At 63.5% G+C, this 13,703-nt stretch carries 15 protein-coding genes; 8 read left to right on the top strand and 7 right to left on the bottom strand.

Annotation, left to right across the window (positions count from 1 at the left end; genetic code table 11):
• Positions 1-24 precede the first annotated feature (24 nt).
• The 4 genes from I6F33_RS11850 (at position 25) to I6F33_RS11835 (ending at position 3,782) form a co-directional block, all read left to right on the top strand.
• Positions 25-798, top strand: a complete 774-nt coding sequence (locus I6F33_RS11850; protein ID WP_225142590.1) for an HpcH/HpaI aldolase/citrate lyase family protein — start codon at positions 25-27, stop codon at positions 796-798.
• A 221-nt stretch (positions 799-1,019) separates the two neighbouring features.
• Positions 1,020-1,787 (top strand): acyltransferase, encoded by a 768-nt coding sequence (locus I6F33_RS11845; RefSeq protein ID WP_036012914.1) that lies wholly within the window; start codon positions 1,020-1,022, stop codon positions 1,785-1,787.
• 222 nt (positions 1,788-2,009) lie between these two features.
• Positions 2,010-2,627, top strand: coding sequence for a 30S ribosomal protein S4 (gene rpsD / locus I6F33_RS11840; RefSeq protein ID WP_036012915.1), 618 nt, complete (start codon positions 2,010-2,012; stop codon positions 2,625-2,627).
• Positions 2,628-2,714: 87 nt separating this feature from the next.
• Positions 2,715-3,782, top strand: a complete 1,068-nt coding sequence (locus I6F33_RS11835) for a low specificity L-threonine aldolase (protein ID WP_057029488.1) — start codon at positions 2,715-2,717, stop codon at positions 3,780-3,782.
• 112 nt (positions 3,783-3,894) lie between these two features.
• On the opposite strand, the gene I6F33_RS11830 is transcribed toward I6F33_RS11835, so the two are convergent.
• From I6F33_RS11830 to grxD, 4 genes are read right to left on the bottom strand one after another with little or no spacing between them, the layout of a single operon-like run.
• Positions 3,895-5,154, bottom strand: coding sequence for a serine hydrolase (locus tag I6F33_RS11830; protein ID WP_225142588.1), 1,260 nt, complete (start codon positions 5,152-5,154; stop codon positions 3,895-3,897).
• Between the two features lies 1 nt (position 5,155).
• The gene (locus I6F33_RS11825) at positions 5,156-6,442 is read right to left on the bottom strand and encodes a serine hydrolase (protein WP_036012922.1); all 1,287 of its coding nucleotides are present in this window, start codon (positions 6,440-6,442) and stop codon (positions 5,156-5,158) included.
• A gap of 46 nt (positions 6,443-6,488) precedes the next feature.
• The gene (locus tag I6F33_RS11820) at positions 6,489-7,040 is read right to left on the bottom strand and encodes an O-acetyl-ADP-ribose deacetylase (RefSeq protein WP_225142586.1); all 552 of its coding nucleotides are present in this window, start codon (positions 7,038-7,040) and stop codon (positions 6,489-6,491) included.
• Between the two features lie 3 nt (positions 7,041-7,043).
• Positions 7,044-7,370 (bottom strand): Grx4 family monothiol glutaredoxin, encoded by a 327-nt coding sequence (grxD, locus tag I6F33_RS11815; protein WP_018647423.1) that lies wholly within the window; start codon positions 7,368-7,370, stop codon positions 7,044-7,046.
• A gap of 238 nt (positions 7,371-7,608) precedes the next feature.
• Here grxD and egtB point away from each other — a divergent pair, with 238 nt between their 5' ends.
• Both egtB and egtD read left to right on the top strand, forming a co-directional pair.
• The gene (egtB, locus tag I6F33_RS11810) at positions 7,609-8,904 is read left to right on the top strand and encodes an ergothioneine biosynthesis protein EgtB (protein ID WP_225142584.1); all 1,296 of its coding nucleotides are present in this window, start codon (positions 7,609-7,611) and stop codon (positions 8,902-8,904) included.
• A 48-nt stretch (positions 8,905-8,952) separates the two neighbouring features.
• Positions 8,953-9,924, top strand: coding sequence for an L-histidine N(alpha)-methyltransferase (egtD, locus tag I6F33_RS11805; protein WP_192893154.1), 972 nt, complete (start codon positions 8,953-8,955; stop codon positions 9,922-9,924).
• A 9-nt stretch (positions 9,925-9,933) separates the two neighbouring features.
• Here egtD and I6F33_RS11800 read toward each other — a convergent pair whose 3' ends face one another.
• Positions 9,934-11,127: a low temperature requirement protein A gene (locus I6F33_RS11800; protein WP_192893417.1), complete on the bottom strand. Its 1,194-nt coding sequence runs from the start codon at positions 11,125-11,127 to the stop codon at positions 9,934-9,936.
• A 42-nt stretch (positions 11,128-11,169) separates the two neighbouring features.
• The gene (locus tag I6F33_RS11795; RefSeq protein WP_036012929.1) at positions 11,170-11,406 is read right to left on the bottom strand and encodes a BolA family protein; all 237 of its coding nucleotides are present in this window, start codon (positions 11,404-11,406) and stop codon (positions 11,170-11,172) included.
• 196 nt (positions 11,407-11,602) lie between these two features.
• On the opposite strand from I6F33_RS11795, the gene I6F33_RS11790 reads away from it, so the two are divergent.
• Positions 11,603-11,962 (top strand): DUF427 domain-containing protein, encoded by a 360-nt coding sequence (locus I6F33_RS11790; protein WP_036043505.1) that lies wholly within the window; start codon positions 11,603-11,605, stop codon positions 11,960-11,962.
• 105 nt (positions 11,963-12,067) lie between these two features.
• On the opposite strand, the gene I6F33_RS11785 is transcribed toward I6F33_RS11790, so the two are convergent.
• Positions 12,068-12,241, bottom strand: a complete 174-nt coding sequence (locus tag I6F33_RS11785; protein ID WP_007612121.1) for a DUF1328 domain-containing protein — start codon at positions 12,239-12,241, stop codon at positions 12,068-12,070.
• Positions 12,242-12,416: 175 nt separating this feature from the next.
• Here I6F33_RS11785 and I6F33_RS11780 point away from each other — a divergent pair, with 175 nt between their 5' ends.
• Positions 12,417-13,604 carry an acyltransferase gene (locus I6F33_RS11780; RefSeq protein ID WP_085972307.1) on the top strand — a complete coding sequence of 396 codons (1,188 nt, stop codon included), beginning with the start codon at positions 12,417-12,419 and terminating at the stop codon, positions 13,602-13,604.
• Positions 13,605-13,703: the final 99 nt, after the last annotated feature.

The following is a 13,703-nucleotide window of genomic DNA, read 5'->3' as shown; positions in this document are numbered from 1 at the left end:
CGCCATCGTCCCGCAGGATTTTCCATGTCGGTCCCCGCAAAGCCGCTGAACCGCCTCCGCCAGCTCTGGCGCGAGGGTCGCCCCACCTTCGGTGCGATCGCGACCATCCCGAGCGTGCAGATGGTGCAGATCATGGCGCGCTCGCTCGACTGGATCATCGTCGATCTCGAGCACGGCCCGATCGGATTGACCGAAGCCCACGCGATGATCGCCGCGACCACGGGCACGCCGTGCACGCCTCTGGTGCGGATCGCCGCCAACGAGCCGTGGCTGGCGAAAGCGCCGATGGACATCGGTGCCTTCGGCATCAACTTCCCGATGATCACGAGCCGCGCGGATGCCGAGAAAGCGGTGCGCAGCGTGCGTTACCCGCCGCGCGGCGATCGGCTCTGGGGTCCCTTCCACGCGCCGTTCCGCTGGGGCCAGTCGATGCCTGATTACATGGCCTCTGCCGACGACGAGATGATCTGCATGATCACGATCGAGCACGTCGATGCGGTCGATCGCATCGACGAGATCATGGCAACGCCCGGTATCGACGTCGCGGTCATCGGTCCCGGCGATCTCGCCACCTCCATCAACAAGCGCGGCCAGATGGATGATCCGCAATTGCTGGACCTGATCGCGCGCGCCGAGGCGGGCATCCTCAAGAGCGGGGTGCCGATCGGCGGGGTGGCGCGCACCGCCGATCAGGCCAATGCGCTGATCGACCGCGGCTACCGCGCGATTGCGCTGGGCTTCGACTGGTCGCTGTTCCAGCGCGGCATCATGGCGGCCTACGAGGGGGTCAGGCGCTGATCGGGCCGATCGACGCATGACCGACCGACGCGACCAAGAGCGCCTGATCGAGATATAAATCATTGAAAATGGATGATTTTTTGGTCTAAAGGGGGTCCATCTTTGGCGCTGCCCGGTGCGGCGAACCGACCGGCCCCAAGCGGGTTGGTTCGTGCTAGAGCGAGCAGGCGGGCCCCGCTCGTTGCACATATTTTGATCTTTTGATTTGGAACCGGAGGCCTATGCGCGGGACGCCCAAGACCATTTCGCTGCGTCGTCGTGTGATCTGCGACCTCATGCACGCCTCGAAGGGCGTACCTTTCGTTTCATTGGCCCGTTCGCTCAATATCCGCCCCCTGCTGGAGGCCCGCGCGGACGCGGCCGCGCCCGCCGGCTGGGCCGCGATGTTCGTCAAGGCTTTCGCCCTGGTTGCAAAGGACGAGCCGATCCTGCGCACCCTTTACGTCAAATGGCCCTGGCCGGCTCTGTATGAGCTTCCAAAGAGCGTGGCGACGGTCGCGATCGCGCGGGTCGAGGATGGCGAGGAATGCGTGCTGCTGCAGCGAATCGCGGGTCCCGAGGCTCTTTCGCTGGCAGAAGTCGATGCGGAAATCCGACGCGGCAAGACGGCCCCGATCGAGGATGTTCCGATGTACCGCAAGATCATGCGGGCGACCCGCCTGCCGTTGCCATTGCGGCGCCTGTCCTTGGCCATCGGTCTGAATTTCGGCCGTCAGCGGGGTAACTGGTTCGGCAGCTTTGCGGTAAGCTCGGTCGCCGCCTACGGCGGCGGCGAGCTCCACCCGATCACGCCGGGCCCCTTTGTCCTGAGCTATGGGCTGGTCGAGCCGGATCAGACCATCCATGTCGTGATCCGCTGGGACCACCGCGTCACCGACGCCGCCCCGATCGCGCGGGTCCTGACCCGGCTGGAACAGGTCCTGAACACTGAAATTGCTGCCGAATTGCGGGCGGCGGGGTCAAAGCCGGTCCGGGCGGTCAGGACATAAGAATACCGTCGTCGCAGGTCCCGGAATGACAGGCTAAAGAATTGACAGCCAACCCCAAACTCCCCTAAAAGCCGCCTGCTCGCGGGCCGATTTCGGCCCGCGAAGCGTTTCGCGACCCGTGGTCCTCTCCCTTAAGCTTTGGGGATCGGACCTGTCGGTGCCGGGATCATCCCGTCACACAGGAGGGCGCGTTTCCTCAAACCATGACCTGAAGAGGACGCGATGACTAAGCGCAGTGAGGCGAAGTACAAGATCGATCGCCGTATGGGCCAGAACATCTGGGGCCGCCCGAAGAGTCCCGTCAACCGCCGCGAATACGGCCCCGGCCAGCATGGCCAGCGCCGCAAGGGCAAGCTCTCCGACTTCGGCGTGCAGCTGCGCGCCAAGCAGAAGCTGAAGGGCTATTACGCCAACATCAGCGAGCGCCAGTTCCACGGCATCTATGTCGAGGCCAGCCGCCTCAAGGGTGACACCGGCGAGAACCTGATCGGCCTGCTGGAGCGTCGTCTCGACGCGGTCGTGTACCGCGCCAAGTTCGTCTCCACGATCTTCGCCGCACGCCAGTTCATCAACCACGGCCACATCAAGGTGAACGGCCGCAAGGTCAACATTTCGAGCTATCAGCTCAAGGTCGGCGACGTGGTCGAGGTCAAGGAAGCCTCCAAGCAGCTCGCCCACGTGCTCGAAGCCAGCCAGCTTCCCGAGCGCGAGGTCCCCGACTATCTCGAAGTCGACCACGGCAAGATGACCGCGAAGTACGCCCGCATCCCCGGCCTCTCCGACGTGCCGTTCCCGGTGCAGATGGAGCCGCATCTGGTCGTCGAATTCTATTCGCGCTAAGATCTGAATATCGAAAGGCCCCGGTTCGCCGGGGCCTTTTTGCTTAAGAGCCACACTTCAGTGGCCGCACTGCTTAGGAGCCGTCGCATGCTCTACACCCCTCCCCCCGTCGATCCCAAGGCCCCGCCGGTGCGCATCAACCTGCTCTCGGACACGCAGACCAAGCCGACGGCAGCAATGCGTGAGGCGATGGCGCGGGCGGAGGTCGGCGACGAGCAGGTCGGCGACGATCCGACCGTGAACGCGCTGTGTGAACGCGTGGCCGATCTGCTCGGCAAGGAAGCGGCGGTCTACATGCCCTCGGGCACGATGTGCAACGTCACCGCGACGCTGGTGCATTGCCGCCCCGGCGACGAGATCCTGGCACATGAGACCGCGCATATCATCGCGCGCGAAGGCGGCGCGCATGCCGCCATCGGCGGTTTCCAGATCACCCAGCTCAAGGGCCCCGATGGCCAGTTCACGCCGGAGACTCTTCGCAAGGCGCTGCATCCGCGCACCCGCTACCAGCCGCCGCAGACCGTCGTCAGTGTCGAGCAGACCGCCAATATCGGCGGCGGCACGATCTGGAAGAAGGCGGCGCTCGACGAGATCGTCGCGATCGCCAGGCAGCACGGCCTCGTCACCCATATGGACGGTGCACGCCTGCTCAACGCCACCGTCGCGAGCGGTATCTCGCCGCGCGACATGACCGCGGGCTGGGACTCGGCCTGGATCGACTTCTCCAAGGGCCTGGGCGCACCGATCGGTGGCGTGCTCGCAGGCTCGCGCGCCTTCATCGACGCGGTCTGGCAGTGGAAGCAGCGGCTCGGCGGCTCGATGCGGCAGGCCGGCATCTGCGCCGCAGCGTGCATCTATGCTCTCGACCACCACGTCGAGCGCCTGGCCGACGACCACGCCAATGCGCGCGCGCTCGCCCGCGGCCTGTCGCAGATCTCGGGCATGGAGGTGCAGGAGCCCGAGACCAATCTCGTGTTCTTCAAGCCCGACGGCGCCGGCATTCCCGGCGACAAGATGGTCTCGGCCCTCCGTCAGCGCGGCGTGACGCTCGCGATGATGGACGGCCGCATCCGCGCCTGCACCCATCTGGACGTCAATGCGAGCCAGATCGAGGAGACGATCGGGTACGTGCGCGAGATCGTGCGCGGGGCGTAAAGCTCAGCCCCGTAGCCCGGATGGAGCGCAGCGAAATCCGGGATCTATCCACGCGGTGAGGACGTCCCGGATTGCGCTGCGCTCCATCCGGCTACGCAAAGGGGGAGAGGTCTCACCGCCCCATCGCCTGATAGATCAGCGTCTTCAGCTCGAGCTGGATCCGGCCGCGCTGCGAGGGGGTCTGCACCATGAAGATTCCGAACAGGTCGTCTTCGGGATCGATGAAGAAGAAGGTGCCGCCAACGCCGTCCCAGCGATATTCGCCAAGCGGCCAGTTCGTGCCCGGCGGCACTGCGGTACGTACGGCGAAGCCGAGGCCGTAGCCGCTGGTCTCACCCGGATAGTAGTGCTTGTCGCGCTCGACGCGGGTTTCGGGACCGATATGATCCCTCGCCATCAAGGCGATGGTTTCCCGCTTCAGATAACGTCGACCTTCAAGCGTGCCGCCGTTGAGCAGCATTTGCGAGAAGCGGGCATAATCGCCGACCGTGCCGACGAGGCCGCCGCCGCCCGACTCCCATCGCAGCGGTTTCCTGATATCGCGAACCTGCGTGATCGGGCTGATCGCCCGATCCTGCGGCATCGGCTCGGCGATACGCGGCCATTTGGCGGGATCGGCGAGGTAGAATTCCGTGTCCTTCATCCCGAGTGGGTCGAGCAGCCGCGTCTTCGCGAACTCGCGCAGCGATGTCCCCGAGATCACCTCGATGATGCGCCCGAGCACGTCGGTGGAGTGGCCGTAGTCCCAGATCGTGCCGGGCTGTTCGGCGAGCGGAAGCGCGGTGATCTTCGCGACGAATTCGGCATTGGTCGAATTCCTGTCGAACAGTCCGGCGTCGGCGTAGAGCTTGTTCACCAGGTCCCCGCCATAATAGCCATAAGGAATCCCGGCGGTATGCCGCATCAAATCCTCGATCGTCACCGGACGGTTGAGCGGCTCCAGCTCCAGCGAGACCTTGTCGTCCTCGGCCTTCTTCTCGACGCCGACCTTCATGCCGGCAAAGGCCGGAATGTATTTCGAGACGGGATCGCTGATCGCAAGCTTACCCTCCTCGACCAGCATCATCGCCAGGACCGAGGTGATCGGCTTGGTCATCGAATAGAGGCGGAAGATCGTGTCCGCACTCATCGAAAGTTGGGTCGCGACGTCGCGGACGCCGAAATTCTCGCAGTAGACCGGCTTGCCGTGTTGCTGGAGCAGCAGAATCGCTCCCGGAAATTTGCCGGTCGCGATCTCATTCCTGATGTAGTCGGAGACTTTTGCCAGGCCTTCGGGCGTGAATCTGTGCGCGCGGCCCTCCGAGCCCGCCCGCGCACTTACGGCGCCGAACAAAAGAACGAGCGCCGCGAACAGCGCGCGGCGCCCGTTCATGTCACTTCTCCATGGCTTCATAAACCAGCTGCTTCAATGTCCGCTGCACGCGCTGGCGCTCGCTCGGGGTCTGCTCCAGCAGCACGAAGAACATGTCCTGCTTGGGGTCGATCACGAAATAGCAGCCGGAGGCGCCGTCCCATTTGAGTTCGCCGAGGTTGCCGGGCGGCGGCGGCTTGGCGTTGCCGGGCTCGGTACGGACCGCAAGCCCAAGGCCGAAGCCAAAGCCGTCGCCGGGGAAATAGAAATAGTCGCGCTCGACGCCGGAGCCGGGGCCGACCTGATCAGTGGTCATCAGCTTGAAAGTCTCGGGCTTGAGGATGGTCTTGCCGTCGAGACTGCCGCCATTGAGCAGCATCTGCGAAAAGCGCCTGTAATCCGCCATGGTCGTGACCATGCCGCCGCTGGCGAACTGGATCTTCTTGACGACCGTCGGATCATTGATGCGGCCGACGCGGAAATCGGCATCGTTCGGCACGGGCTGGGCCAGGAGCTTCTGCTTCGCGGGGTCCGTGACCAAGAAGCCGGTATCGACCATGCCGAGAGGATCGAGCAGCTTCTCGCGCATGATGTCGATCAGCGGCTTGCCGGCGGCCACCTCCATCACACGCGCCAGCACGTCGGTCGAGTGGCCGTATTGCCAGAGCGCGCCCGGCTGGTTGTGCAACGGCAGCTTGGCGATGCGTTCGGCGAACTCGGCCAGATCGAAGTCGCCGGCATAGATGTTGGCCTCGCGATAGGCCTTGCGGACCAGGCTGTCGCCGTAGAAGCCGTAGGTGATGCCCGAGGTGTGCGTCATCAGATCGTGCACGGTCATCGGCCGCTTCGGCGGCACCAGCTCGAGCGATTTCGTGCCGTCCTCCGCCTTCTTCTCGACACCGACCTTCACATTGGCGAAGGAGGGAATGTATTTCGAGACGGGATCGTCCAGCTTGATCTTGCCCTCCTCGACCAATTGCATCGAGACCACCGCAGTGATCGCCTTGGTCATCGAGAACAGGCGGAAGATGGTCTTGTCCGTGATCGGAGCCTTGCTGACCACGTCCTGAACGCCGAAGACTTCGTGATAGACCGGCTTGCCATGCTGCTGGATCAGCACGTTTGCACCGGCGATCTTGCCCGTCGCAACCTCGTTCTTGAAGAACTCGGTGATCCTGCCGAGCTTCTCCTGGTTGAAACGTGCGCCGGCCGGAATCTCGTAAGTGCCCTCCGCGCGCGCCGGCGAGATCGCGGCAAGCGACACCAACGCGCCGCAGGCGAGCGCACGCAGTCCAAATTGTGAAATCATATCCCCTCCCCGGAACATAGCGCCTCGGAGTGTACCGACCGCGTCATCAGGCACAAGGGCTGCCGTACCGCGCCAAGACATCCGAATGGAGGGCGGCGCTTGCCTCCGAGAAACAACAAAATATGACGTGCGCAACCAGCGGCGCAGCAGGCAGGGCTTCGATGGCGGCATGGACCGCGATCTTTGCCGCCTGGTCGGCAGGAAAACGATATACGCCGGTCGAGATCGCGGAGAACGCCAGCGAAGTCAGCCCATTGGCCTGGGAGAGCTCCAGCGCACCGCGGTAACAGGAACGAAGTGCCGCCGCCTCGCCGCGAGTGCCGCCGTGCCAGACCGGACCGACGGCATGGATCACGTATCGGGCGGGCAGACGATAGCCCTTCGTGATCTTGGCATCGCCGGTCGGGCATCCCCCGAGCGTCTGACATTCGGCGAGAAGCTCGGGACCAGCGGCGTCATGGATCGCGCCATCCACGCCGGCCCCGCCAAGGAGCGACGTGTTCGCGGCGTTGACGATGGCGTCAACGCCGAGTGTGGTGATATCGGCGACGATGACCTCGAGCTCCGCGCCGCCAATCCGGCGCGTCAGCACGGTCACGTGTCAGGCCGCGACGACGACGCCCTTCTCGGAGAAGAGCTGCTGCAATTCGCCGGCCTGGAACATCTCGCGGACGATGTCGCAGCCGCCGATGAACTCGCCCTTCACGTAGAGCTGCGGGATGGTCGGCCAGTTCGAATATTCCTTGATGCCGTTGCGCAGCTCGGCGGATTCGAGAACGTTGAGGCCCTTATAGCCGACACCGATATGATCGAGGATCTGGACCACCTGGCCGGAGAAACCGCACTGCGGAAATTGCGGCGTCCCCTTCATGAACAGAACCACGTCGTTCGACTTCACTTCATTGTCGATGAATTCCGCGATGCTCATATCCGTGTCCTTCTGGGGCAGAGCCCTCACCAATTGCTTCGGGCCGGCTCAGCCGATTTAACCCGATACCTGCCCATATATGTAGCCCAAACCGTTGTGCATCCAAAGTAAAATGGCGGCGACGGGTCCCCGCGGCCGGATTGACCCCAGCCGGGTCCATAGGCTGATGACATCAATATCATCGCCGCAGAGGACTTTCATACCGTAACGGAGCCCCTATCTAGGACGAACCCTGTTCATGGAACCGGGTCGTGCGAACAACGTTCTCTTGTCCTGTCTGGAGAAAAATGTGACGAAACAAGCCTCAGCCACGGCCTCCCTGCGTTCGTCACCGTCCTCCCGCGAGGACGAACTCGCCCAGCGGCTGGAAGCGGCGTTCTCGACTGTCCGCAATGAGACCGAACGCCGGGCCGCACCGCTGTCGCCCGAGGACCAGCAGATCCAGTCCATGCCGGATGCCAGCCCGACCAAATGGCACCGGGCCCATACGACCTGGTTCTGGGAGCAATTCCTGCTCGGCGAGCATGCTGCGGGCTACCGGCCCTTCCACCCCGATTTCGCGTTCCTGTTCAATTCCTACTACGTCAGCGCCGGCCCGCGACATGCTCGCAATCATCGCGGCGACATCACCCGCCCCAGCGCCGACGAGGTCGGCGCCTATCGCAAATACGTCGATACGGCCGTCGGCAAATTCTTCCGCGAGGCCAGCGCGGACAAGCTCCGCGCAATCGCGCCGCTGGTCGAGGTCGGGCTCAATCACGAGCAGCAGCATCAGGAGCTGATGTTCACCGACATCCTGCATGCCTTTGCGCAGAACCCGATCTATCCGGCGTATGACCCGGCCTGGCGCTTCCCGGCCGCAACGCGCGGCGGCGATGACTGGCTGACGCTGAACGAAGGCATCCACACCGTCGGCCATGTCGACGACGGCTTTCATTTCGACAACGAGAAGCCGGCGCACCGCGCCCTGGTCGGCCCGGTCAGGATCGCCCGCAATCTGGTCACCAATGCCGAGTGGCTCGCCTTCATGCAGGACGGCGGCTACCGGACCGCAACCCTGTGGCTGATGGACGGCTTTGCCGCGGCCAGCAAGGAAGATTGGCAAGCCCCCGGCTATTGGCGCGAGGTCGACGGCGCATGGCAGGTGATGACGCTGGCCGGCCTCAAGCCGGTCGATCCGGACGCGCCGGTCTGCCACATCAGCTATTACGAAGCGGACGCGTTCGCGCGCTGGTCCGGAAAACACCTGCCGACCGAGATGGAATGGGAGGTCGCGGCCCGCGCTGGCCAGCTCAACGACGCCTTCGGCCTCGTCTGGCAATGGACCCGCAGCTCGTACGCGCCCTACCCCGGCTATCGCGCCGTCGAGGGCGCGCTCGGCGAGTACAACGGCAAGTTCATGGTCAACCAGCTGGTGCTGCGCGGCTCCTCGCTTGCAACTCCGCAGGGCCACAGTCGTACCACCTATCGCAACTTCTTCTATCCGCACCACCGCTGGCAGTTCACCGGGTTGCGGCTTGCCGATTACGACTAAGTATTCCGACGACAGATGCGCGCCGGACAGCGCGTTCAGGAGAGTATCATGAATGTGCACGCCAGCGCTTTGGCCGAGGCCCATCTTCCCGACGAGCAGACCACCGCCTTTGCCCGCGAGGCCATCGAGGACCTCTCGCAGCAGCCGAAAAAGCTGTCGCCGAAATACTTCTACGACGCGACCGGATCGGAGCTGTTCGAGGCGATCACCAAGCTGCCGGAATATTATCCGACGCGCACCGAGCTATCGATCCTGAAGGAGCGCGGAAGCGAGATCGCAAGCATCATCCCGGAGCACGCCGCGCTGGTCGAGTTCGGCGCCGGCGCGACCACGAAGGTGCGCCTGCTGCTCGATCAGTGCAAATTCGCAGCCTATGTCCCCGTCGACATCTCCGGCGACTTCCTGAAGGCACAGGCGAGCGGCCTGAAGCGGGATTTCCCGGCGCTCGGCATCTATCCGGTGGCGGCCGATTTCACGACGCCGTTCGAGCTGCCCAAGCAGGTTGCATCCATGCCGAAGGTCGGCTTCTTCCCCGGCTCCACCATCGGCAATTTCGAGCCGCAGGAAGCGCAGGCCTTCCTGAAAAGCGCGCGCAAGATCCTCGGCAAGGGCGCGCAGATGATCATCGGCGCCGATCTCGAGAAGGACGAGCGGATCCTCTTCGACGCCTATAACGATGCGGCCGGCGTCACCGCGCGCTTCAACCTCAATGTGCTGGTGCGCATCAACCGCGAGCTCGGCGGCAATTTCGACCTGTCCGCCTTCACCCATCGCGCGATCTACAACCGCGAGCGGCACCGCATCGAGATGCACCTGATCAGCAGGAAGAGCCAGACCGTGCGCCTGCTGGGCACCAGCTTCTCGTTCCGCCCGGGCGAAAGCATCCACACAGAGAACAGCTACAAATACAGCATCGCGCGTTTTGCCGCGCTGGCCCAGGGCGCGGGCTGGCGGGTCCGCGAGAGCTGGACGGATGCGGCGAAGATGTTCTCGGTGCACGCGCTGGAGGTCGCGGAGTAAGGCCGGGCTTCAATGCTCCCCGGCCTCCTCCACCTTCGACCCCAGCGACACCGACTCCCACACCGCCACCACGATTAAGATGGCGCTCGTCGCCATTGATAGCCACAGCGGCGACAGTTCCGACGCGAACCACCACAGCACCAGCAGCAGGATGATGCCGATGCCGTGCGAGAGCTGGAGGAAGCCGCGGACCGCGTGCTTGAACAGGATGGTGCCGATCAGAAACACCAGCGGGCCGCCGATCGTGCTCAGAACCGTGCGGGCGTCGGAATGGCCGGACGGATGCTTCAGCACCAGTTCGTCCGAGACTGCGGTCAGGATTATGCCGGCGATGATCGGCATATGCAGATAGGTGTAGGCGAGCCGCGCCAGGCGGCCGGACTCGCTTGACTTCGAGATCCGCTCCAAGCCGGCCTCCGCGCCCTTGTGGAAATAGATCCACCACATCGCGATGGCGCCGACCAGCGCTGAGACGAAGGCGAGAATGTTGCTCGCGGTCCACTCCAGTTCAGCGAAGGTCGCGCCGTTGACGATAATGGCCTCGCCGAGCGCGATGATGACGAATAGACCGCAACGCTCGGCCATATGGCCGCCTTCGACCGCCCAGGCCTCAACGGAAGAAAAGCCCAGCTTCGGCACCCAGAACCGCGCGGCCGGCGAGATGTATTCCCAGGTAACCGCCGCGATCCACAGCCATAGCCGCCTCTCGCCCTCGGCCAGGCCGCCCGCGATCCACAACGCCGCGGAGATCGACAGCCAGGTCAGGATGCGGATTGCGTTATGCCGCACCGCTGTTCGATGCAGCGGCGTTGCGAGCAGCCAGAACGCGGTACGCCCCACCTGCATGGCCGCATAGGCAATCGCGAACCACAGGCCACGGCCCTCGAAGGCGGTCGGGATCGTGGTCGACAGCACGAGGCCGCCCAACATCATCGCAAAGAGCAGGAGCCGGACCGGGGTCAGCTCGGGATTGAGCCAGTTGGTAACCCAGGCGGTGAAAACCCACAGCCACCACACCGCGAGAAACAGCACCGCGACGTGCACGGCGCCGAGCGGCGTGAAATGGTGCAGCAGCGTGTGCGATATCTGCGTGACGGCGAAGACGAAGACAAGGTCGAAGAACAGCTCGACGAAAGTGACGCGGCTGTGCTGGTTCGGCACAATGACGCGGAACATCGCGCCGTGCGGATTGTCCGCAGCCATCATCGTCCCCTCGTGGCGCTGGTCAGGTCAGGTGCAGCTTCGTCAGTTACCTGGCACGCCGGTTTGCAGCGCCAGCGCGTGCAGCACGCCGCCCATCTGGCCGCGCAGGGACTGGTAGACGATCTGGTGCTGCTGGACGCGCGATTTGCCACGGAAGGATTCCGAGATCACGGTCGCGGCATAGTGGTCGCCGTCGCCGGCGAGGTCACGGATGGTCACCTCGGCATCGGGGATCGCTGCCTTGATCATCGCCTCGATATCGTGGGCGTCCATGGGCATTCGGGTCTTGCTCCTTATCTCGGCTGCAAACAGCCTCATCATCGAATCGCTGCCGGGGGTCCCCTCGCCGGCAAGGTCAAACTTAGCGTGAACGGCCTTCTACGTCACGCTTTCCGGCACTATATCCCTGATCCCATCAGGACAAAGGCACGACAAAGTGCCGCGCGCGGCAGATTGATCGAAAAGGCGTGAAATCATGAAGCTTCCAGGGCCCGACCACCCGATCACCATCACCCCAAATCCCCGGCGCGTCCGCGTCACGGCGGGCGACATCGTGATCGCCGAGACCAGCAAGGCGCTGACCTTGAAGGAGGCCAGATATCCGGCAGTGCAATATGTACCGCGGGAGGACGCCAACATGGCCCTGTTGGAGCGTACCGACCGCGTCACCCATTGCCCCTACAAGGGAGACGCGAACTATTACAGCGTCAAGGCGGACGGCAAGACGCTGGACAACGCGATCTGGACCTACGAGACACCCTTCCCCGCGATGACGGAGATTTCAGGCCATCTCGCGTTCTATCCGGACAAGGTGAAGATCGAGGAAGTGGGATAAGCGCCGCAACCCCCAATCGTCATGCCCGGGCATCCACGTTCTGCACGCGGTAAGGCGTGGATGGCCGGGTCGAGCCGGCCATGACGGCGGAGAGGGCTGAATCAGCTACGCCCTGAAGATCGTGAGTCCCAATATCAGCAGCACCAGGAAGATCACGACGAAGACGTAGAACAGGAAGCGGGCGATGTCGGCCGAGGCGGCCGAGATGCCGGTGAAGCCGAGCACGCCGGCCACGATCGAGACAAGGAGGAAGATCAGCGCCCATTTCAGGATCGTCATCGCCAGCTCCGAACTGCCGCGTCTCACGGCCTACGCTGTTTTCGGCGAACGCTAACATCGCTGCGAGGAACTGGTTCCTAGAGGTGGTCGGGGGCGACCTACCGAACAAACTGCCCTTGCTGAATCGAGTTCCCGGCGGCAGAGTCCAGCGGAGGTCAGGATCGGGGCGGCCACGATGACGATGTCACATTCAGCGACGATCGGCGCGGAGGTGCATGCCGCGCCCACGAGCAAGGTTCGCAATCTGGCGATTGATCGCGCGCGCACCTTCCTCACTCTGGTGGTGCTGCTGCATCACGCGGTGATCCCCTATACCTATTTCGGTCATACCGATCCGAGTTATTTCTTCGGCTTCGACATGATCGTGCTCGCCACCGACAGTTTCTTCATGGCGATGTTCTTCTTCCTGTCGGGACTGTTCGCCTGGTCTGGCATCGCTCGGAAGGGAGTGCGGAGCTATTTGGCAGATCGCCTGCTTCGGCTTGGCCTACCCTTCGCGATCTGCGCCTTTACAGTCATTCCGCTCGCCTATTACGCGATCTCCCTGCGGCACCATCCCGAGATCGGTTTTGCGGAATTCTGGTGGAATATGGTCACGAAGGGCCCGTGGCCGAGCGGACCGATTTGGTTCCTTTGGGTCTTGTTTGCCTTCGACCTGGTGGCCTGTCTTTTGTACCGGCTGTCACCCAACCTGCTCGATCCGATCAATCGCCTCTCGCTACACGGTCGCCGCCGGCCCGCCGTGTTCTTTGCGGTCATGCTGGCCGTCACCGCCGCGTTCTACATTCCCGGGCTGGTTCACTACGGACACAGCAGCTGGTTCGAGTTCGGGCCGTTCTCGGTCCAGCACGGGCGCGTGATGCTGTACGCGACCTATTTCTTTTTCGGCGCCGGCATCGGCGTTGCGCAAATGGATCGTGGGCTGCTCTCTGTCGACGGCCGCATGGCAAAGGTCAGCTGGGACTGGATGGTCCTGGCGATCGTTCCGTATTGCCTGTTGTGGGGGCTGATCTTCATCAAGCGCGAAATACTGGGCAACCCGTCGCCGTTGCCGGATTGGTATGAAGCGCTTTATGCCATCTGCTTCACCGTCTTCAGCGTGGCGATCATGTTTCTGATCCTGGCCCTTTTCCAGAGATTCAAGCAATCAGGCTCAGCCAGGCTGCTCGATCCAATGCAGGGCGACGCGTTCGGCATGTTCCTTGTGCACTATCCGATCGCGCTGTGGCTGCAATACTGGCTGTTCGACTATGACCTGCCGGCGATCGTCAAGGCCACGATCGGCTTTGTACTGACTGTCGCGGCGAGCTGGGCGCTGACGCGCGCGTTGCGGCAGATCCCGGGCGCGTCACGCGTGTTGTGAGGCGCGGTCCCTCGGTCCGTAGCCCGGATGGAGCGCAGCGCAATCCGGGACCTCGCCACAAGTGATAGCGGTCCCGGATTACGCTTACGCTCCATCCGG

It is taken from the genome of Bradyrhizobium sp. BRP20, from assembly GCF_020194215.1.
GTDB classification, from domain to species: Bacteria; Pseudomonadota; Alphaproteobacteria; order Rhizobiales; family Xanthobacteraceae; genus Bradyrhizobium; species Bradyrhizobium yuanmingense.
This window is presented reverse-complemented; position numbering and strand designations above follow the sequence as displayed.